Source organism: Nocardia sp. NPDC052112, assembly GCF_040680135.1.
Taxonomy (GTDB): Bacteria; Actinomycetota; Actinomycetes; order Mycobacteriales; family Mycobacteriaceae; genus Nocardia.
In genome coordinates, this window is sequence record NZ_JBFAWD010000003.1 from 520,737 (window position 1) to 541,487 (window position 20,751).

The 20,751-nt window shown below is 65.4% G+C and carries 19 protein-coding genes; 12 read left to right on the forward strand and 7 right to left on the reverse strand.

Annotated elements, in window-relative coordinates:
- Positions 1–59: 59 nt before the first annotated feature.
- A complete protein-coding gene (locus AB0L58_RS08305; protein ID WP_364383122.1) occupies positions 60–1,688 on the reverse strand; it encodes an FAD-dependent oxidoreductase in 1,629 nt (542 codons plus the stop codon).
- 734 nt (positions 1,689–2,422) lie between these two features.
- Here AB0L58_RS08305 and AB0L58_RS08310 point away from each other — a divergent pair.
- The 3 genes from AB0L58_RS08310 to AB0L58_RS08320 are packed head-to-tail and all read left to right on the forward strand — an operon-like array spanning position 2,423 to position 4,946.
- Positions 2,423–3,061 (forward strand): sensor domain-containing protein, encoded by a 639-nt coding sequence (locus AB0L58_RS08310; protein ID WP_364383125.1) that lies wholly within the window; start codon positions 2,423–2,425, stop codon positions 3,059–3,061.
- A gap of 10 nt (positions 3,062–3,071) precedes the next feature.
- Positions 3,072–4,517 (forward strand): hypothetical protein, encoded by a 1,446-nt coding sequence (locus AB0L58_RS08315; protein WP_364383128.1) that lies wholly within the window; start codon positions 3,072–3,074, stop codon positions 4,515–4,517.
- A gap of 9 nt (positions 4,518–4,526) precedes the next feature.
- A complete protein-coding gene (locus tag AB0L58_RS08320; protein ID WP_364383131.1) occupies positions 4,527–4,946 on the forward strand; it encodes a SitI3 family protein in 420 nt (139 codons plus the stop codon).
- Positions 4,947–4,999: 53 nt separating this feature from the next.
- On the opposite strand, the gene AB0L58_RS08325 is transcribed toward AB0L58_RS08320, so the two are convergent.
- Positions 5,000–6,409, reverse strand: coding sequence for a HAMP domain-containing sensor histidine kinase (locus tag AB0L58_RS08325; protein ID WP_364383134.1), 1,410 nt, complete (start codon positions 6,407–6,409; stop codon positions 5,000–5,002).
- Positions 6,410–6,431: 22 nt separating this feature from the next.
- Positions 6,432–7,106, reverse strand: a complete 675-nt coding sequence (locus tag AB0L58_RS08330; protein WP_364383137.1) for a response regulator transcription factor — start codon at positions 7,104–7,106, stop codon at positions 6,432–6,434.
- A 119-nt stretch (positions 7,107–7,225) separates the two neighbouring features.
- Between AB0L58_RS08330 and AB0L58_RS08335 the strand changes: the two genes are divergently transcribed.
- The gene (locus AB0L58_RS08335) at positions 7,226–7,594 is read left to right on the forward strand and encodes a PepSY domain-containing protein (RefSeq protein WP_364383140.1); all 369 of its coding nucleotides are present in this window, start codon (positions 7,226–7,228) and stop codon (positions 7,592–7,594) included.
- A gap of 32 nt (positions 7,595–7,626) precedes the next feature.
- Here AB0L58_RS08335 and AB0L58_RS08340 read toward each other — a convergent pair whose 3' ends face one another.
- Together AB0L58_RS08340 and AB0L58_RS08345 are read right to left on the reverse strand one after the other, a co-directional pair.
- A complete protein-coding gene (locus tag AB0L58_RS08340) occupies positions 7,627–7,875 on the reverse strand; it encodes a thioredoxin domain-containing protein (RefSeq protein ID WP_364383212.1) in 249 nt (82 codons plus the stop codon).
- An 84-nt stretch (positions 7,876–7,959) separates the two neighbouring features.
- Positions 7,960–8,874, reverse strand: a complete 915-nt coding sequence (locus AB0L58_RS08345) for a serine hydrolase (protein ID WP_364383143.1) — start codon at positions 8,872–8,874, stop codon at positions 7,960–7,962.
- Between the two features lie 161 nt (positions 8,875–9,035).
- On the opposite strand from AB0L58_RS08345, the gene AB0L58_RS08350 reads away from it, so the two are divergent.
- The 8 genes from AB0L58_RS08350 (at position 9,036) to AB0L58_RS08385 (ending at position 18,843) form a co-directional block, all read left to right on the forward strand.
- On the forward strand, positions 9,036–10,316 hold the full coding sequence (locus tag AB0L58_RS08350) for a GNAT family N-acetyltransferase (RefSeq protein ID WP_364383146.1): 1,281 nt from the start codon (positions 9,036–9,038) through the stop codon (positions 10,314–10,316).
- 165 nt (positions 10,317–10,481) lie between these two features.
- Positions 10,482–11,423, forward strand: coding sequence for a hypothetical protein (locus AB0L58_RS08355; RefSeq protein WP_364383149.1), 942 nt, complete (start codon positions 10,482–10,484; stop codon positions 11,421–11,423).
- Positions 11,424–11,629: 206 nt separating this feature from the next.
- The gene (locus AB0L58_RS08360; protein ID WP_364383152.1) at positions 11,630–12,547 is read left to right on the forward strand and encodes a GNAT family N-acetyltransferase; all 918 of its coding nucleotides are present in this window, start codon (positions 11,630–11,632) and stop codon (positions 12,545–12,547) included.
- Positions 12,548–12,558: 11 nt separating this feature from the next.
- On the forward strand, positions 12,559–13,758 hold the full coding sequence (locus AB0L58_RS08365) for a helix-turn-helix domain-containing protein (RefSeq protein ID WP_364383155.1): 1,200 nt from the start codon (positions 12,559–12,561) through the stop codon (positions 13,756–13,758).
- A 200-nt stretch (positions 13,759–13,958) separates the two neighbouring features.
- Complete coding sequence (gene lpdA / locus AB0L58_RS08370) at positions 13,959–15,392, forward strand: dihydrolipoyl dehydrogenase (RefSeq protein ID WP_364383215.1); 1,434 nt, start codon at positions 13,959–13,961, stop codon at positions 15,390–15,392.
- A gap of 11 nt (positions 15,393–15,403) precedes the next feature.
- The gene (gene pdhA / locus AB0L58_RS08375; RefSeq protein WP_364383158.1) at positions 15,404–16,510 is read left to right on the forward strand and encodes a pyruvate dehydrogenase (acetyl-transferring) E1 component subunit alpha; all 1,107 of its coding nucleotides are present in this window, start codon (positions 15,404–15,406) and stop codon (positions 16,508–16,510) included.
- Between the two features lie 19 nt (positions 16,511–16,529).
- Positions 16,530–17,513, forward strand: coding sequence for an alpha-ketoacid dehydrogenase subunit beta (locus tag AB0L58_RS08380; RefSeq protein WP_364383160.1), 984 nt, complete (start codon positions 16,530–16,532; stop codon positions 17,511–17,513).
- Positions 17,514–17,538: 25 nt separating this feature from the next.
- The gene (locus tag AB0L58_RS08385; RefSeq protein ID WP_364383163.1) at positions 17,539–18,843 is read left to right on the forward strand and encodes a dihydrolipoamide acetyltransferase family protein; all 1,305 of its coding nucleotides are present in this window, start codon (positions 17,539–17,541) and stop codon (positions 18,841–18,843) included.
- A gap of 119 nt (positions 18,844–18,962) precedes the next feature.
- Here the strand turns inward: AB0L58_RS08385 and AB0L58_RS08390 are convergent, their stop codons facing one another.
- Both AB0L58_RS08390 and AB0L58_RS08395 read right to left on the reverse strand, forming a co-directional pair.
- Positions 18,963–20,126, reverse strand: coding sequence for an MAB_1171c family putative transporter (locus AB0L58_RS08390; RefSeq protein WP_364383165.1), 1,164 nt, complete (start codon positions 20,124–20,126; stop codon positions 18,963–18,965).
- Positions 20,123–20,626, reverse strand: a complete 504-nt coding sequence (locus AB0L58_RS08395) for a hypothetical protein (RefSeq protein ID WP_364383168.1) — start codon at positions 20,624–20,626, stop codon at positions 20,123–20,125. The genes AB0L58_RS08390 and AB0L58_RS08395 overlap by 4 nt, the downstream gene beginning before the upstream one ends.
- Between the last annotated feature and the right edge of the window lie 125 nt (positions 20,627–20,751).

The window sequence follows — 20,751 nt, forward strand, 5'->3', positions numbered from 1 at the left end:
CGGCAGACGATTCGTTGGCACATTCTGTTGTTTCCTTTCTTCGACAGTGGATTCCGCGGTCAGCGGGTCCGGTCCGCAGTGGCGTCGCGCCAGGTTCGGTAGCCCCCGTCGAGGTTGACCGCGTCCCGACCGAACTGGGTCAGCAACCGCGTGGCGCTGTTACCGCGCTGACCCACCTGGCAGAAGACCAGGACCCGACCGGCGGGGATCTCGGCCGCTCGATCGCGGAGTTCGTCCAGCGGAATATTACGTGCGCCGGGGATGGATCCGGCCGCGTACTCCTGCGGTGATCGCACGTCGACCGTCTGCCATCCCTGCGCGATCGCCTTGTCGATTTCGTGCCACTGCACCGTGCGGATCGCTCCGGTGCGCAGATTATCGGCCATGTAGCCGAGCATGTTCACCGGGTCCTTGGCCGAACCGAACTGCGGTGCGTATGCGAGTTCCAGATCCATCAGACGGGAGGCCGGGATACCGCCCGCCATCGCGGTGGCCAGTATGTCGATCCGCTTGTCGACCCCCGCACCGCCGACGGCCTGCGCACCCAGGATCCGGTCGGTATCCGGCTCGACTAGCAATTTCACCGACATCGCGTGTGCGTCGGGGTAGTAACCGGCGTGGGCGAGCGGATGCGAGTGCAGAACACGGAATGGGCGTCCCGCAGCGCGCAGCCGCTTCTCGCTCCAGCCCGTCATGGCCGCGGTGCGGTCGAAGACGCCCAGGATCGCGGTGCCCTGCGCGGGCGGGTCGATGGTCGGTAGCCCGGCAATCACATCCGCGACCAAGCGCCCCTGTCGATTCGCGGCATTGGCCAACGGGATCAGCGTCGGCTCTCCGGTGACAGCCTCCTTCTTCTCCACCACATCGCCGACCGCATGGACATGCGGCATCGAGGTGCGCAGCCGATCATCGACGACTATGCCACCACCGGAACCGATTTCGAGACCGGCATCCCGCGCGAGTGCGCTTTCCGGGCGCACCCCGATGGCCATGACCACCAGATCGGCCGAAACCACACGCTGATCGGACAGTGTCACGGTATCGGCATCGATACGAATCAACTCGGCACCCAACTCCAGCCGGACCCCGTGCGCACGCAGCTCGGCCGCGATCGGCGCGGCCATCTCGACATCCAGCGGTGCCAGAACCTGTGGGCCGCGCTCGACCACTGTCGTCGAAACACCCCGCCGCACCAGGTTTTCCGCCATCTCCACCCCGATGAATCCGGCCCCGACCACCACCGCGGACCGCGCATCGCCGACAGCGTCGGCCAAGCGATCGACATCGGCGACATCACGCAGCACCAAACCACGTTCGGCGCCCGGCAACGGCGGCACTATCGCGGCAGCGCCCGTGCTGAGCACCAATTCGTCGAAGGACTCGACATACTCACGGCCCGAGTCCAATTCGCGCACGACAAGGGTTCGCTTCGCCGGATCCAGCGCCATCACTTCGTGCCGCACCCGCACATCCAGCCGGAACCGCGATGCCAGCGACGCCGGAGTCTGCAGCAAAAGCGATTCCCGCTTCGGAATCACTCCGCCGACATAGTAGGGCAGACCGCAATTCGCGAACGACACATGATCGCCCCGCTCGAGTACGACGATTTCCGCCGATTCCATCAGCCGGCGCAGGCGAGTCGCGGCCGACATCCCGCCCGCGACCCCACCGACGATCACAACCTTCATCTCGCACCTCCCAGCCGGCCACGCCAGCGCTATGCCGGGGCCACTCTTACATCCATATACCCATGGGGGTATCTTACTCGAGTAGCAATATACCCTAGGGGGTATATAGAAGATTGTGATAACCGACTCTCCGGGGATTTCCCGACCGCATGACACCCCCGCCGCCGAGCGGATCCGGCGGCGTACGGAGTCGACTCGAGCCCTGGTCGGCAGGCGCACCCGGGCCGTGCTCGACCTTCGGCCGGCGCTGTTTGTCGCCCTCGGTGCCGCCGGACTGCCCTGTCTTCCTGATCACCCGGTTCGATCTCGACTTGCCATTTGTGGGGCTGGCCGGGGCCGGTCAGCCCGCAGTGCTGAAACCATCCACATGGGCGCACGCCTCGAACGGCAGCGGCGGATAGCGGCCGGCCGTCGGGTTATCGGGATGCCCGACAGGCCCCCGGTAGTGGCCGGCGCGGAAGTCGCCGTCGTGAACAGGATCATCACCGACTATTCGAACCGCGCGCGAGAGGTGATGCGGGACAAGCGAATGCCGCCCTCCAAGGAGTACACGAAGTAGTACTCCGCGGTATTCGGCGAGACCGGGAAGCAGGCCGTTTACCGCACGCGATGACCGCCCGGTTTGATAGCGTGGTCCAAGCGACGGGTGATCGACAGCAACGGGTCAGGCGATTCGATCACGTGCATCGGCGCACCAGCATCGATACAGGGGGATGGTGACGATGGTCCGACGCTTGATCGCTTTCATCGCGCTCAGCACATTCGGCATCACGGGCTGCTCGGCGGTTCGCGGCACCGCGACGGAGAACTACGCGCCCGGCAGCATCGATGCCGCCCTTGTCAGCATGCGTGATGCCGGCGCAGAAGTGGGCTCGCCCTTGTGGTTCCGCGTCGACGACACCAAACCCGTTGCCGTACAACCAGTGACGCCACCGGAGTGCCAGACCATCGCGGGCCCGGCGTCGGATTCGGTGTACGGAAACGCGTGGACCCAGTTCCGGCTGGCGACATTTCAGGAAACCTCGAACACCTGGGACCACAGCCTCACCCAAGCTGTGGGTCGCTACGAGAACTCCGACCGGGCACGCGAGGCATTCACGAAGCTGTCCGACGCCTTGACCGCCTGCGGCGACAAGGAAGTCGCGGTACTCGGCTCGGGCGAGGTGGCGGATTCGCGCTGGCGCAACCACGCCGACGCCCGTACCGCTGACACACTGCGCTGGAACGCCGAACAGCTCGACGCTCCCACGTGGCGCTGCTTCCGCGAGGCCCGGCTGAAACAGTCCGTATTGCTGCAAGTGGCGCTGTGCCAGGCCGGCAACGGGCAACCCGCCGCGGCGGTGATCGCCGACAAGCTCGCGAGCAAGTTGTAGGAGTCGTGCCATGTCCGGATTCGCGGCCCGCGTCTGCATAGCCGTCATAGCATTCGTCCTGACACTGACCTCGGCGGCCGGCGCGCAGCCGCCCGCCATCCCGCAACCTGGGCCCTCGGATGTGCCGAAGGTCCAGCCGGACAACCGAAATCCAGCGCCGCTGAGCCAGCGGATTGCCCAATTCAATGCCAAGGTGACGGGGTTTGTGAGCCGTGCCGCCGCACATCGCGGCTGGGAGACCACCCTCCGCGCCCAGGAATCGTCGCTCGCCGCCCGCTCATCCGCACTCGACGCGGAAAGCCGCGCGCTCGAGGCGCGGCGACCGTCGCCGTATGCGTCGGCGGGTGTGATCGCGCAGTTCAACAACCAGGTCGATGCGTACAACGCGAAGGTCATCGCGCTCAATGCCGACGTCGACAACCACAACCGCGATGTCGACGCCTACAACGCGGAACGCGAGGCACTGGTCGCCCTGCAACAGGAGTTGTTGCGCGAGGCCGAGGCCATCGATGCCGAGACCACCCGCGTCGAGGCGGAAGCGCAGCGGGCGAGCGCACCACCACGCGCGGCACCGCAACCCGGAAACCAGCCCCAGCGTCAACCGCAGTCCGGCGTGAACGCACCCCAGCCCCCCGCTGCCGGAAACAGTCCGAGCCGGCAGCAGCAAACCGGGGCGGTGCGCAAGTACGAACAGGACAAGGGGGTCCGGGTCGTTGAGAAGCCGGTGACCGCCCGCCTCACGCCGGAAACACTCGACGGCCTGTCCGAGCAGCAGGTCGCCCAGCTCACCGGTGGCGGACAGCGCCAATTCGACGCGCTGGTGCCGAAACCCGGCGGGAAATATATCGGAATCGTCGTCAGGGGATCCGCCGGGCCGAGCCCGAGCGAAGCGGCCTTCGAATCCGCGATCGAGCGCGGCGGCCAGGCGAAAGGAAGTCTCGACGGCAACGAGATCATCATCGACGAGGTCGAGGTCATCCAGCCGCCCCAACTACCGGCGCCGACACCCGAAACCCGGACGCTACCCGCCGCGCCACCCGATCCGGCGCGCAAACCCACCGGTCGGCCGCAGGTCATCAAAACCACCGACGACGAAGCGACACAGCGGTCGCTCGAGCGCGAGAACGATTCCGCCGAAATCCTGGCCAGGGCCGGGTACGAAGTGGAGCAGCAGCCGAACGTACCCGGGACGACGAAGAACCCGGACTACCGCATCAACGGACGCATCTTCGACAACTACGCGCCCTCGACGTCGAACCCGCGCAACATTCTCGACGGCGAAGTCCGCAAGAAGGTCGAGCGCGGGCAGGCCACCCGGATCGTCGTGAACCTCGCCGACAGCGATGTGACGCTGGATGCCTTACGAACCCAATTGCGGGATTGGCCGATTCCCGGTCTCGAAGAGATCATCATCATCGGCAAAGACAAGAGCATCATCCATTTCTTCCCATGGTGAAATGGCACGATGGCCGTTGAATTCACGCTCGAGCTGGCGACCACCGAGACCGCGGAACAGATCCGCACCCAGGCGGTCGAGGCGGCGGGAATTCCGACGGAGCCCTGGCTGCACGTCGGCATGAACACCCCCTCCGAGCGAGATCCGATCACCGCCGACTTCGGCATTCGCCCGACCGTGTGGGTGTTGTTCGCGCTCTCCGGCGACGACATCGCCGCGCTGCAGGACACGATGGTCCACATCACGAGCCGACTCCTCGACCACACCCCGGCCGACGCCATCCTGCACCACCAATACGACATGATCTGGCTCATCCGCCGATCCGGAAGCCTCGTGGTGAGCGACCACCCCGACATCTGGACCCCGGCCCGGCTGGCATTGCTACCGAAACCGTATTCCCGTGCCCCCTTGGAGTTTTCACAGGGCTGAGCGGGACTGCCCCCCGTTTCAGCAAGGGTGAGCGCCGAAGACCCCATCCCGGATCACATCCCGGATCGCCGGACAGGCAGTGTCACGATGAAGCGGGCGCCGCCATCAGCACTGTCCTCGACGCGGATATGGCCCGCGTGGCGGTTCACGACATCGGCGACGATGGCGAGGCCGAGTCCGGCCCCGCCTTCGTCGCGGCTGCGAGCGTCGTCGAGCCGAACGAATCGTTGAAAGATCCGGTCCCGGTCGGTAGCGGGCACACCACCACCGTCGTCGGCGACCTCTAGCACGACCGTGTGGTCGCGGGTGCGTTCCAGGCTCACCCACACCATGGTGGCCGCGTGCCGCTGCGCATTGTCGACGAGATTGCCCAGGACCCGGGCGAGTTGGGTTCGACTGCCCGTGACTGCCACGCTGTCGTCCGGTATCGCGATGTCGACAGGCAGGCGGTCTCCGGTTCGGCGAGCCAGCTCATCGCGGATCAGCGCGGCCAGCTCGACTCGTTCCGATCGGGACTGTTCGCCCGCGTCGAGACGGGCGAGTAGCAACAGATCGGCGGCAAGGTGTTCGAGCCGTATGGTGTCTCCGATCAGCCCGTCCAGCTCGAGTAGCCGCGGGTGGGCTCGGGCGACTTCGAGCTGAGTGCGCAGGCTGGCGATCGGACTGCGGAGTTCGTGCGCGGCGTCGGCGATGAAACGGCGCTGACGTTCCGCGGATTCTTCGAGTGCGGCGAGCGTGATGTTCGTAGTGGCTGCCAGCCGGGCGATTTCGTCGCGTGCCGCGGGTTGCGGTACCCGGCGGGACAGGTCACCGCCCATGATTTCGGCCAGCTCGGCCCGGATCGCCTCCACCGGCCGCAGGGCACGCCGGGTTACCAGCCACGTCACCGCTGCCACCACCAGGAGCAGTATCGGCAGGCCCGTCAACATGGCACTGCGAACATCGGCAACCGCATTCCGAGCGGAGTCGAGGGAAGCGCCTGCGTACACCGTGACCGGCTGCCCACCGACGGTGGTGGTTCCGATCGCGGCCACCCGGAATACCTTGTTCATGATCTCGTCGTCGCCCACCGAGAGCCGCACGTCACGAAACGTGGCGACGGCCGTTGTTCGGGCAGTGGAGACAAGCTCGGTCTCGTCGTCGTCATCGTCGTCAGTTCCGGCCGGTATCGAGGTCGGGGTGAAGTCAGCCATAGGTCGGCTCCGCAAGTCGTCATCGGCTGCCAAGACCCTCCGGTCGGCCGAAACCACTTGTACCGGTTGACTATCCTCGTCGGGCAGTTTCAGCTGCGAGAAGTCGGTGCCGATCGTGATCTGGGTCACGACATCGCGAGCGGCGACCTCCGCTTGCAGGCTCGCGCTGTCGACCAGGTTGTGTCGCAGGACCTCGAGCACGGCCAGTCCGGCGAGCGCGAGCGCCACCGCGACAACGGCCGTGGCCAACGCCGTGGTCCGGGCTCGCACAGAGTTCCACCACCGCGGCCGGTCAGCCACGATCTGCCGCCAGCCGGTATCCCACGCCGCGAACAGTGGTGATCGATCGCCGCCCGAACGGAGCGTCGATCTTGCGGCGCAGCGTGCTGATGTAGACCTCGACGATGTTCGGGTCACCATCGTAGGTGAAGTCCCAAACATGCTGCAGGATATCGGCTTTCGACACAACCTGCCCCGCACGGACCGCCAGGTGTTCCAGGACGGCGAATTCCTTCGCGGTCAGCGTCACCTCGTGCGTGTCGCGCAGGCACGTGCGCGTGTTCGGATCCACCGTCAGGTCGCCGACCCGCAATACGGGGGCGCCGCGAGTTCTGCGGCGGCACAGGGCACGAATACGGGCGAGCAACACCACGTAGGAGAACGGTTTGCGCAGATAATCGTCGGCCCCGGTGTCCAACCCCTCCGCCTCGTCGTATTCGCCGTCCTTCGCGGTGAGCATCAGCACTGGCGTCTCGTCGCCCGCGGCGCGCAGCGCGGCACAGATCCGGTAGCCGTTCATGCCGGGCAGCATGATGTCCAGGATGATCAGGTCGTAGTCGGCGGCGGTGGCGAGATGCAGACCTTCGGTGCCGTCGTGCACGACGTCCACGGCGAAACCCTCAGCCGCCAATCCCTTTGCCAGGGTGAGGGCAAGACGCTTCTCGTCCTCCACGATCAGCAGACGCATCCGCTAAGCGTGACAGACAGTTCCTGAAGCGGTCTTCAGGATGCTTCAGGCCACCTTCAGCTGCGCTTGCCAGAGTGGTCATCGGACCCAAGATCACCACTGCCACAGGAGGTTTCACCATGTCATCCGTAATCCGCCGCGCATTCGCCAGCTTGCGATGGCTCATCGTGGGCACCACCGTTGTCGGCGCCACCGTCGCCGGCCTCGCCCTCGCTACCAGCACCGTCGGACCCGGGAACCACACTGTCGCCGTCAACTTGTCGGACACCGACTGGGTGCTCCTCGCGGGCCCGCAGATCAGCAAGCAGCAGGCCATCGACGAAGCGGTGCAGGCAGTGCCGGGGAGCACGGTGGATTCCGCCGAGATCGACACGGTGCGTGGAGCAGCGGTGTGGGACGTCGAACTCAGAACCCCGGATGGCATCGAGCACGAGGTGACCATCGATGCAAACACCGGCAAGGTACTCGGCACCGTCGAGCACGACTGACAGCTGTACGCCCAACTGCTCTCGATCTCAGATCATCGGCGAACTCGTCGAGAATCGACCACTCGGGATCGCTCCAACCGGCTGGACAAGCTGACCGTAGATTTCGCGGTGAGCACGACGAGCCGGTCGGACTCCGCGTCGGCGAGTTGCGCCAGAGTCGGTGCGAGTCGACTGCATGGGCCGCACCAGTCGGCCCATGCAGTCGACCAGCACCGGCTCTCACTGTCGAGGACCGCATCCCGGAATGCCTCGATGGAAACCGGAATGGTTGTGGCGCTCATCGTGGGCTCGATGTCCTGGGCGTCAGTCACTCGAAAGATCCGCGAATCCGGCTCGCATGGCCGGATCGTTGGCGATAGTCGGCGCTAACCGATCCGCAGCGCGCTCAGAATCGGGTCGTAAGCCCAGTTCAACATGCGCTCGGCGTCGTGCTTCGCGGCGACGCCGCTGTCGGGTGAGCTGTGCAGGACCACACCGATCAGCGGTATTCCTGCCCTGACCGATTCGAACAGCAGACATGTTCCCGCAGCGTCGGTGGATCCGGTTTTGATGCCGATAGTGCCGGGATAGTCGCGCAGCAGCAAATTCGTTGTCTGCCAAAGGTGCTCGCGGTTGTCCGGCCCGGCGGGCAGGTGATAGCTCTGCGACCTGACGATGTCGCGGAACACCGGCATACTCATCGCGCGCAGGCCGAGCGCTACCAGGTCCGCCGGGGTGGAGTAGGTCGAGTTGTCGGTGGGGGCGGGCAGCCCGCTGGGGTCGGTGAAATATGTTCCCGCCAGACCCATTTGACGCGCGGTGTCGTTCATTTTGGCGATGAAGCCGTCTTGGCCGGGCCCATAGGCCTCGGCAAGGGTATAGGCGGCGTCACAGCCGGACGGCAGCATCATCGCGTACAGGAGCTGGCGCGCGGTGAGCACCTCGCCGGGGACCAAGCCTGCCGTACTTCCGTCGTACTTGGCGCCGTAGGCGATGATTTCTTGCGGCACGGTAATAGTCCGGTCGAGATCGCCGGCGTTGATCACGACCAGTGCCGTCATCACCTTCGTGATGCTGGCTATCGGGACCGGGGTGTTCGGCTGTCGCGACCACAGCAGCGTGCCGGTGATTCCGTCGGCCAGCGCTGCCCCCGGCGCCTGCACTCCGTCCGGCTCAGGAGCCGACCAGGGTAACGGAATATGGGTGTCGCCCGCGGCGGGAGCGACCGCGACGCCATGACCGGCTGCCACCACCAGCGCCCCGAAGACGACAGCCTGCAACAATCGAGCAAATGTCCGCATGGGCCACATTCTGCCGGTCGCCCTCGTCGATCAGTGGGATTTCACCGACCGAGTTATCGCGCAGCTCCGGCTCGCGCCCCCCGCTTCCCGACACCCGCCGTGGGTGTTTACTGAGAGAGCGTCTCAGTTGGCCCACCCTCCGATGGCAGTTCGAGGTGCATATGCCGGTATGGCGACTGCGTGAATTTCGTGACGATGATCTGGATCAGGCAATCCAGATCTGGGAACAGAGCCGTATGGCGACCGGGGAGGAGCCGGTTTTCGCGTTGGCGGAGGTACTGGCGTCCGCGCGCGCAGGGCAGCCGGCGGTGGTCGCCGAGGTGGGCGAAGAAATCGTCGGAATGGCGGTCGCCCAGATCCAGAGCGAGCGTGCCTGGGTCCTGCTGGTGGCCCTGGGTGCGCAGTGGCGGCGGCGCGGTATCGGTAGTGCGCTGCTGACCGAACTGGAGCGGCGGCTGCGGTCGAATGGGGTGCGGCGAATCTGCACGCTCCTTCCGCAGGACGCCACCGGGTCGGTCGCATTCGAGAATTCCGGATATCTGCGCAGGACGGGTTTGGTCTACTACGAACTGCTGGAGCCGTTGGCACCCGCGCAGGCTTCGTTGCTGGCCGAGCTGGGTGGGCGGCTGCTGCCACCCGGGTTGTGGCAATCGATGGCGGGGATGGACCGGGAAAAAGAGATCATCGAACGACGGATCGTATTGCCGCTGGCGAACCCGGATATCGCCGAGCACTATCGGGTTCGGCCACCCAAGAGCGTGATTCTGTTCGGTCCGCCGGGCACCGGAAAAACCAGTTTCGCGAAAGCGGTCGCCTCGAGATTGGGGTGGCCGTTCGTCGAGTTGTTCCCGTCCCGGTTGGCCGCGACGGCAAGCGGCGGGCTCGCGGCGTCGTTGCGTGAGGTGTTCGCGGATTTGGCCGAACTCGACGAACTTCTGTTGTTCATCGACGAAGTGGAGGAGATCGCGGGCGCACGTGCGGGGACGGCGACCAGCGCGGCACATGGAGTAACGAACGAGCTGCTCAAGCTGATTCCCGCATTTCGGGAGAATTACAGCCGCCTGCTGATCTGCGCCACCAACTCGGTTCGTTCGCTGGACTCGGCGTTCCTGCGACCGGGCCGCTTCGATTACGTGATACCGGTCGGTCCACCCGACGAACCCGCCCGCGAGGCGATCTGGCGGCGCTACCTCGGCCCCGCCACCGAGAACATCGACCTCGACCATCTGGTGCGCGCTACCGCCCACTTCACCCCCGCCGACATCGAGTACGCCGCCCGTGCCGGCGCGCAATCGGCGTTCGAGCGTGCGATGCGCGACGGAACGAACAAACCCGTCGACCTCGCGGACTACCTCACCGCCATTGCCAACACCCGCCTGACCTTGACACCGGACATCCTGACGGCATTCGAACACGACCAAGCGAACTACACCAGACTCTGAGACTCACCGCCTCGATTCATGCTCCGACTCGCAGACACACCATGTGCTCGGCTGAGATCGGCGACGTTCAGCTAAACATCAGCTACTACCATCGACGCGGGCGCCACGCCATGAGACCACACCGCAGGCGAGCAGTCGAACATCAGAGCGAAAGGGAAGTTTCCCATGCAGCGATCCACTCTCTACCGTGCGTTCGCGGTCACGGTGACCGCTGTCGTGACAGCCGCCAGCGCACATCTCATTACCGGATACGGCACTGCGTCGGCACAGCCATGGCCCGGTAGCGGTAGCGCCGAGCAGGTCAGCCTTGCCGCAGACAAGTCGGGGCACCGATGGGCGTCCGCCGCGTCCGCCACCATCACGCCCGGGGTGCAGACCAACACCGAGGGTGGGAGGCAGTGCACGGCGAACTACACCTTCGTCGACAATGCCGGCAATGTGTACCTCGGTCAGGCCGCGCACTGTGCGGGTACCGGTCTGGGCGACCTCACCGACCCCGACGGCTGCACCGCCGACAGCCTGCCCCTCCGCACCACGGTGACCTTCAACCGCGGCGGCATACTGATGTTCCCGGGTGAGGTCGTCGGCACCGGTCAACTGGTCTACAGCAGCTGGCTGGCCATGCAGCGCGACGGCGAGCGGGACCACAATACCTGCGCCTACAACGATTTCGCGTTGGTGAAGGTCGCCCCCGAGGACGTCGGGAAGGTCAACCCGAGCGTGCCGTACTGGGGCGGTCCCGTCGGCATCAACACCACCGGAACCGATATCGGTGACGACGTTTACGGTTACGGCAACTCCGGTCTGCGGTTCGGAATAGCCGCACTGTCCCCTCGAACCGGCCAGAGCCAGGCCGACGGGCTTACCACCGCCGGCTGGACACACGCGCTCACCGCGGCCATGCCAGGGATCCCCGGCGACAGCGGCAGCGCCTTCCTCGACCGCAACGGCTATGCCCTCGGCACCCTGTCGACTCTTGGCATCGGTTTGCCGATCGTCAACAACATCGGTGACTTGAGCCACGAACTTGCCTACGCCCGAGCGCATTCCGGCATCTCAGGACTCACACTGGTCCTCGGCACCGAACCGTTCGACCCGAACCCCTGACCGAACTGTCAGCTCCGACCGATGTCGCGAACCGTCGACTCAGTCGCCGCCAGACGACTCCATCGCTGCACCGATCAGCGCACGGTAGAACGACCCACCAAGTGCTCCGGGTTCAGTAGCTCTGCCCTGGCGGCGGTATTCGCCACTGACCAGACGATGGCGGTAGCACCGCGGTGTCGGCGGTCGGGTCGACCCGCAGGTAGCGGATGAACCCATCCACGGTGAACCCGGCGGCAAGGATCTCTGCGAGCAACCGCGCAGCGGCGTTCCTCGAATCCATGCGCTACATAGTTACCCGAGCATGCCCGCCGCAACCAGGAAATCACGCGACCACCAACAAAATTCCACCAAAAAGGTGGTGGTGGGTAACGATTCGGCAATCCGGTATCCGTATCGTCCTGTTTCCCCTGACATCCAGGCGAGACAGGCATGGCCCGTCGCTGTTGAACGACCGTCATGCCGGCGAAGAGTTCGTCGGCGTTCGGCGCGGACCGAACGGGTGCGCCGAGTTCCCGGCCGCCCGGCAAAATTCCGTCGACGCGGGTCCGCCGCCAGCGCATTCTCAGTGCATGGTCTTCGACTTCGCCAACTTCCCGGTCCTCGAAACCGAGCGACTGGTGCTGCGCCAATGGCATCCCGCCGACGCGAGCGACATGTTCGCCTTCCGCAGCGATCCCATCGCACAGCGCTACAACTGCAGCCCCCTTCGCAACGTTTCCGACGCAGTGGACCTGATCGCCGCGCTGCGCGCCGCCTACACCGCCCGAGAGCAAATCCAATGGGCCGTCACCAGGCGCGACAGCGGCCCCATCGGTCTGTTCGGGTTCAACTCCTGGCACCGCTTCCACCGTCGCGCCGAGGTCGGCTACGACCTCGCACGACCATATTGGGGGCAAGGCATCGCCACCGAAGCCCTCACCGCCATCGTGAGATTCGGCTTCGACCAGATGCAACTGCACCGCATCCAGGCCCACACGATCCGCTCCAACGAACCCTCGATCCGACTCCTCACACGCCTGGGCTTCCACCGTGACGCTGTGCTGCGCGAGTACTCGCTGGAAGACGACGGCCACTTCCACGACAGCACCATCTGGTCACTCCTGGAAGGAGGCGTCCCGGCGTAACGTGGGCCGATGTGGCGGCCCCCAAGAAAGCCAAACCCCTGTTCAGGTCACCGGGACTGGCCGGGACACTCCGTGGCGAGATCCCGGAACTGACCCAGCGGTTGATAGCGGCCGTCTTTACCGACAACCCGGAATGGACCGACTACTCGGCGGTGACGCGCGCCGATCTGCTCGATGGGTGCCAGCGGTTTCTCACCCGAATCCTGGATTTGCTGGCTGGGCAGGCCACGGATGCGGAGCAGGATGATGTGGCCGCGTCGATCGGCGAGTTGCGCGCTGAGCAAGGAGTACCGCTCGAGGCCATGCTACGGACCTTCCGGCTCGGCGGGCGGATTGTGTGGGAGGCGCTACTCGACAAAGCCGAAGATGTGCCGCCCGCGCAGTTCCGGGAGATCGGGACGACCATGTGGGCGATTATCGACGGCATGTCGTCGGCGCTGGTCACCTCCTATCGCAGTACCGAGTTGGATCGGGTCCGGCGAGACGAACGACGGCGGCACGCACTGATCGAGGATGTGCTCGCCGGGCGGGCGCACGATGCGCTGTTCGCGGCTCAGGCGGCACGGGAGTTGAATCTGCCGGTGCATGGGAGCTATGTCGCGGTCGTGGCGCGCGGTGAGACACATCCGCTGCGCACGGGATCGGAAATGGTATTGGCCTCGATAGGAATTCGCTCGGCGTGGCACATTCGTGGGGAATCCATGGTGGGGTTGGTTGCGTTGGAGCATCGAGCGGTCGAACCTGTCCTGCAACACCTTCGGCCGCAGGTGCGCGGGCGGGCGGGGGTCTCCCCAGTGGTCGCTGGACTGTCGCAGATCGATGCCGCACATACGTTGGCCCTGCTCGCGCTCGACACGTTGCCGGATGATGTTGTGGGGCTGCTGGTTTCGCTCGAGGATCGCTACCCTGAAGCGTTGTTGCTGCGATCGCCCGACCTGACCCAGCTCTTGATGACGCGCGCGCTCGGCCCGGTGCTCGATCTGCCGGTGAGGGAGCGGGACATTTTGCTGCGCACCCTGTCTGTGTGGCTGGGTGAGAACTGCTCGGCGGCCAATGCCGCGCCGCGACTGCACTGTCATCGCAACACCGTGATCAACCGGCTGCAGCGCGTCAGCACATTGCTCGGCCGCTCGCTGGAGGGGCAGCGCTCCTACCTCGAACTTTCCCTGGCGTTGGCCGCTGTCGAGCTGAGTGGACGGATCCGCGGCTGATTCGGGCGGAGTCCGGCGTCCCACGGAGCCGAATTGGGCGCAGCGCCTAATCCAGAGCTTGGATCTCTGGACTACGAGGTGATTGCTTGTGCAGTTGGTTGCCATCAAGCTCGATCATGACCCGCTCTCCAACCGAGGTGGGTTCAGTTTCCAATCGAGAATGAGGAGCACCACGAGTGCCGGATTTCGATCTTCTGGTGGTGGGCGGCGGCCCCGGTGGGTACGTTGCGGCCATTCGCGCGGCCCAGCGTGGGCTGCGGGTCGGGTTGGTGGAAAAAGAGCGCCCAGGCGGGGTGTGCCTGAACTGGGGTTGTATTCCGACCAAAGCCATGCTGCGGTCGGCCGAAGTCTTCCAGACCCTCCAGGACGCGGCCGATTTCGGTATCTACGCCGATAGTGTCCGGTTCGATTTCGCCGCCGTCCGCCAGCGCAAGGACGGGATCGTGAAGGAACTCACCGATGGTGTCGCGGGCCTGCTCGTTGCCAATGGCGTGACGGTAGTCGAGGGCCATGCGCGGTTCACCGGCCCGACCACCGTCGAGGTGTTCGAGACGGGCCCGTCGCCGATCTTCCAAGGCGGCCCTCGCTACGCCGCCACACCGACAGTTGCCCACACCCGTACGATCAGTGCGACCGACGTGATCATCGCGACCGGATCGGTTCCCGCCTTGCTACCCATTCCGGGTGCGGATCTTCCGGGCGTCATCACCTCCGACGGCGCGTTCGGCCTGACCGAGGTACCCAAGCGCCTTGCGGTGGTCGGCGGCAGCGCCGTGGGGGCGGAATGGGCCAGCCTGTTCGCCACATTCGGCAGTGCGGTCACTGTCATCGAGATGCAGGATCGCCTGGTTCCCCTGGAGGACAAGGAGATCGGTGTTGCGCTCGGCCGCTCGTTCGGCAAGCGCGGCATCAGCGTGCTGACAGGAGCGACCGTCACTGGTATCGCGCAGATCGATGGCGCGCTGCGCGTGCGCATCGGCGGAGCGCAGACGAGTGAACTCGATGCCGATGCGGTGCTGGTCGGCGTGGGCCGGCGAGCGAACACCGCCGAACTCGGCCTGGCGGACGCCGGAATCGATACAGACGCACGGGGTTTCATCCCCGTCGACGAAAAACTGCGCACTGGTGTGCAGCACGTATACGCCATCGGCGACGTCACCGGCAAAGCATTGCTCGCGCATGTAGCCTCGCATCAGGGCCTGACCGCAGCCGATGTCATCGCCGGTCATGATGCCCACATCGACTACACCGTGATCCCGGCCGCCACCTTCACCCATCCGGAGATCGCCAGCGTCGGCCTTACCGAGGACGCTGCCCGCGCGGCTGGGCACGAGGTCATCACCGCCAAGTTCCCCTTCGCGGCGCTAGGCCGGGCCAAGTCCTACGGCGACACCGAAGGCTTCTTGAAAATCGTTGCGGGACAAAAGCATAAAGAAGTGCTGGGCGTGCACATCATGGGTCCGTCGGCCAGTGACTTGATCGCTGAAGGCGCACTGGCGATTTCGTTGGAGGCGACGCTCGACGAGCTGGCCGACACGATCCACGCCCACCCGACCCTTGGCGAGATCGGCATGGAGACGGCCCTGACCGGGCTCGGCCTGCCGGTGCACATCGCTCCGCCCCGGAAGCGTTGAGGAGATCCTTCGTGACCAGCAGCACCACACCCCGCAAGTCCGCACGAAGGGCTACTCGCGACTCGATCGCGGTGACCGCAACCGGCCCTTTCGAAACCCGTATCGCCGCGGAGAACCCCGATACCCTGCGCGGCCTCTACCGCGACATGCTGTTCGTGCGCCGCTTCGAAGAGCGGACCGCGCAGAGCTACCAGCAGGCGAAAATCGGCGGATACTGCCACCTGAACCTCGGTGAGGAGGCGACCGTCGTCGGCATGGGCGCGGCCATGCGCCCCACCGACTACCTGTTCACCAACTATCGCGAGCACGGCTACGCGCTGGCGAAGGGCATCGAGCCCGGCCGGGTAATGGCCGAGCTGTACGGGCGCTCCACCGGCACCTCCAAGGGCTGGGGTGGTTCGATGCACATGTACGACACCACGACTCGCCTGCTGGGCGGGTATGCCATCGTCGGTGGTCAGATTCCACTGGCGGTCGGCGCGGCACTGGCCATCGACTACCGCGGCGACGACGATGTGGTGGTGTGCCAGATGGGTGAGGGCACCACCAATATCGGTGCTTTCCACGAGTCACTGAACATTGCCGCGTTATGGAACCTGCCGATCGTCTTTCTGGTGATCAACAATCAGACCGGCATGGGCACCACTGTCGAAAAGTCCTCCGCCGAACCGGATCTGTGGAAACGTGCCTGCGCCTATCGCATGCGCGGCGAGCGGGTCGACGGGACCGATGTGCTGGCCGTGCGCGATGTGGCGACCGAGTTGATCGAGACCGCCCGGCGCGAAGGCAAGCCGGCGCTGCTGGAGGCGGTCAGCTTCCGGCTCAAAGGCCACTCCGTCGTGGACCCCGCGAAATACCGCACCAGCGAGGCGGTTTCGGTCGCCCGCGAGAATGATCCGATCGTGCGCTGGCACGCCGCCCTCTTCGAGGCGGGCGTGCTGACCGAGGATTCGGCCGCTGACATCGAAGAGAATGTCACCGCCGAGGTCGCTGCCGCCGTCGAATTCGCGGATGCCAGTCCGCATCCAGAGCCGTCGAGCCTGTTCGACTTCACCTACGCGACGCCGGTGGCCGGCGATTCCCACCGCTTGCCCGCCGATCCGCTCTTCACCCACTAAGGACATCACCGTGGCTGTCATGACCTATCGCGAAGCGCTGCGCGAAACCCTCCGCGAAGAGATGCGGCGCGACGACGACGTCTTCCTGATCGGAGAGGAAATCGGCGTCTTCGAAGGCTCCTACAAGATCACCGCCGGCCTGCTGGACGAATTCGGCGAGAAGCGGGTGCGCGACACCCCGATCGCCGAAGAGGGATTCGTCGGCGCCGCCATCGGCGCCGCCATGCTGGGCCTGCGCCCAGTTGTCGAGATCATGACGATCAACTTCTCGCTGCTGGCGCTGGACCAGATCGTCAATCACGCCGCCAAGATCTACGGCATGTTCGGCGGGCAGACCAGCGTGCCCATGGTCATCCGCACGCCGGGTGGCGGCGGCCAACAGTTGGGCGCGACGCATTCGCAGAACATCGAGCTGTATTACGCGTTCGTACCCGGCCTCAAGGTGGTCGCCCCGAGCACGCCGGCGGATGCGCGGGCACTGCTCAAAGCCGCCATCGAGGACGATGATCCGGTTCTGTTCCTGGAGAACCTGTCGCTCTACAACACCAAGGGCGAAGTGCCGCAGGACCTGCCGGTCGCGGAGATCGGCAAGGCCGCAGTGACCCGCGTTGGCACCGATATCACCTTGATCGGCTACTCCCGGATGGCGACGGTCTGCACCCAGGTCGCCGAAAAGCTCGCCGCCGAGGGGATTTCCGCGGAAGTTATCGATCTGCGCAGCCTGCGGCCGCTGGACCGCGAAACCCTGGTGCGGTCGGTGCGGAAGACCGGCTGTGCCGTGATCGGCGAGGATGATTGGCTCACCTACGGCATCGGCGCGGAGGTGGCGGCGTCCATCTCCGACGGCGCGTTCGACTACCTGGACGCGCCGGTGCGCCGAGTGGCGATGGCCGAGGTGCCGCTGCCCTACGCGAAGCCGCTGGAGAAGCTGGCCCTGCCGTCGGTCGATTCCCTCTATACCGCCGCGCTGGAAACCCTTGCGGCCGTGGGCAAGCGACGCTGAAATCGGAAACCCGGAGGATAGAACATTGCCCGAAATCACCATGCCCCGGCTCTCCGACACCATGGAGGACGGCGTTGTATCGGCCTGGCTCAAGAAGGTCGGCGATCAGGTTGTACGCGGCGAGATCCTCGCCGAGATCGAGACCGATAAGGCGCTCATGGAACTCGAGGCCTACGACGACGGCATTCTCGAGCAGATCATCGCCGCGGCAGGCACCCGAGTCCCGATCGGCGAGCCTATTGCCATCGTCGGTGACGGTAGCGGCGCGCTGTCGGCACCAGACAGTGCATCCACCCATCCCGTCGGCTCGAACACCCACCTCGGCGGGACGGCGAATGGGACAGCTCCCACCGTGTCGGCGGGCGATAGCGGCACCGCTGTGGCACCCGCAGCCGCGGGTGGCTCATCTGCCGTCGAATCCGGCGAGAAAAAGAAGTCGTCGCCGCTGGCCCGCAAGCTCGCGCGGGAGCTCGGCATCGACCTCGCCGCCGTGGTCGGTACCGGCCCCGGCGGCCGCGTGACCAAGCAGGATATCGAATCCGCCTACGCGACAACCGAACTCGCCGTCGCTCCGGCGGCCGCGCCAACCGCGGCGGTCTCGCAGATGGACCGATCCTCCTCTCTCGCACCGGTTTCGGACGACTATGAAGAGATTCCGCTGACCAGTATTCAGCAGGTCTCGGCCGCCCGGCTTACCGAGAGCATGCAGCAGACACCGCATTTCTACCTGACCAGCGCCATCGACGTGACCGACCTCCTCGGCTTCCGCGCCCAGGTCAACACCACCCTGGTCGAATCCGGAGCGGGCACGGTCAGCGTCAACGATCTGCTGGTCAAGGCTGTTGCCGTGGCGCTGAGGTCGAATCCGACGGTAAACGTCTCCTTCAGCGGGGACAAGCTGCTGCAGCACCATGGCATTCACCTCGGTGTCGCGGTCGCTACCCCGGCGGGGCTGCTGGTTCCGGTGATCCGGGATGCCGATCGCAAGAGCGTATCCGCTATCGCCGCCGAAATTCGCGAGAAGGCCGAGCGTGCTCGCGACCGCAAGCTGCGCGCCGACGAGATGAGTGGGGGCACCTTCACCATCTCCAACCTGGGCATGTTCGGTATCGAACACTTCACGGCCGTGATCAACCCACCAGAGGCCGCGATTCTCGCCGTCGGCGCGGCCACCGACGAAGTGCGGCTGGCGGACGGACAGGTTGTGAGCCGGAAGATCCTTCGTGTCACCATGTCCGCCGATCACCGCGCCATCGACGGGGCGGTTGCGGCCCAGTTCCTGGCGCAGCTGCGGGAACTGCTGGAGCACCCCCTGCGAATCGTGACGTAGCGGCCAGCGCCAACGACTACCGGGCTCGGATCAGCCCGACGCCTCGACTGTTCGCGTGATAGCACGGTAACGGTGTCCGATGAGAGCGGCCATCAGCGGTGCAGTCCCGGACGCAGCGGCTAGACCTCGGCTTTCCGACGTACGGTCTCGGAAGATCGCAGGGCGCGGCTGACAAGTCCGAGCCAGCTGGCTTCGGCGAGCAGGGTGTCGGTGCCACCGTGGTCAGCGGACAGTGTCATCGTCGTGTTGTGCCGCGGCGGGTCGCCCGCTTGCTTCGCCTGGATCGCGGCCGCGATGACAGCCGCCTCGATCATCGGGCCGCGCTCGTGGTCCGGCAAGCCGAGCGCGTCGGACCGCTCGGCGGCGAGTTCCCGCGCCCGCGGATCGGCATATCCGCGCAGCGCCAGTTGCGCGTCTCGAATGTCGACGATCCGACGACAGAGCCGAAACTCGGCATCCCGTAAAGGATTCCATTCGCGGCCGGCAGGCAGGGGCACCGCGCTCGTCGTGCCGATGGCGGATGCCAGGTAGCTGCTCAGCGCGCTGAGTCGTCGTTCGGCCCGGTGGCATCGGTAGGCGTGCAGCAGCGCCGCCAGGAATTCACCTCCGGAGGGCAGCGCCATCCCTACGATGACGATGAGCAGTCCGATTACCGTGAGCAGCCCGTCTACGACGACATATATCGGCCGGGGTGGGTGTCCGAGATCTGCGGCGACGAGCACGAAGCCGAGGAACACCAGCCGCGCGATCACGGCGACACCGCCGATTGCGATAACGCGGAATCCGATGCGTAGCCACGGCTTCGCGGTGAGTGCGGCATAGCGGAACCCGAATACGACCGCGGCGACGGCGCTGACACCGACATAGCAGATGAACAGATGCCGATACCGGGCATCATTCGCGGACGCCGGCGGGAACGCGGCGAACAGTGCGACGACTGCGCCGACGACGACAACGAATCCGGCGTAGCACAGCGGCGATCTGCGGCGGGCGATCTCGGTCGGTGTCGTGAGGTACACAAACCATATTTGGCTCGCGCATACCGCGAACATCGCCGTGATGTCGCTGAGCAAGATGCCGAGTGTCGGAATATGGGTGTAGCCGTCGATGGCATCGGATTCGAGCCAGACCATCATGGTCGCCAAGATCGCGCCGGCGAAAAGCGCACTCGCACGGTGCATTCCGTTGTCCGGATCGCGCATGATATCGCGAGTCTTGATGGCCACGACCACGCCACAGGCGAATGCCGTCAGCGCGATGAGCAGAATCGGGTCAGGGGTCACAGTGAGTTGTCCAAGCGGCGAACTATGTCGGCGATCGCCGGATCGGCAGCGACGGTGACCGGCTGGCTCGACCGGTGCGCGCGCTGAAGGAGCAACGTCGCCGTCATCTCCGCCTCGGTCTCCTGTTCGGTCGATCCGCAGGATCGGGCCAGAACCTGCCCCTGGATCTCATGGGTGACGTGCACGAACATGCAGTGCCGGTCGTCATCGGCGATCGGCTGACCCGTATGACCGAAGAGCAGATGCGCGAATTCATGGAAGATGATCTGCTGTCGGTGAATCGGACTGGCGGAGTCCTCGTAGACGATCGAATGCCCACGTTTGTCGGTGATCAGCAACCCTAGTGGACAGGCGGGCGGCAAGGCCATCGGAATCAATTCGATCCGGCTGCCCACTTGAATCGCCAGACGCTCGCACACCTCGTCGATACCGAAACGAACCGGCAGCCCGAGCAGATCGATTCGCTTTTCGCAGCGCTTGCGCAAATCCGTAGTCCGCATGGCAGTCGAAGTTCTTCGCGCTACCGGTCACCGGACGGGCCGCCGGGCAGTCGCTCCAATCGGCGAAAACGGTTGATCACGTCGGTGACCGCCGCGAGACTCTCGGCGGACAGCCCCGCCGCCCG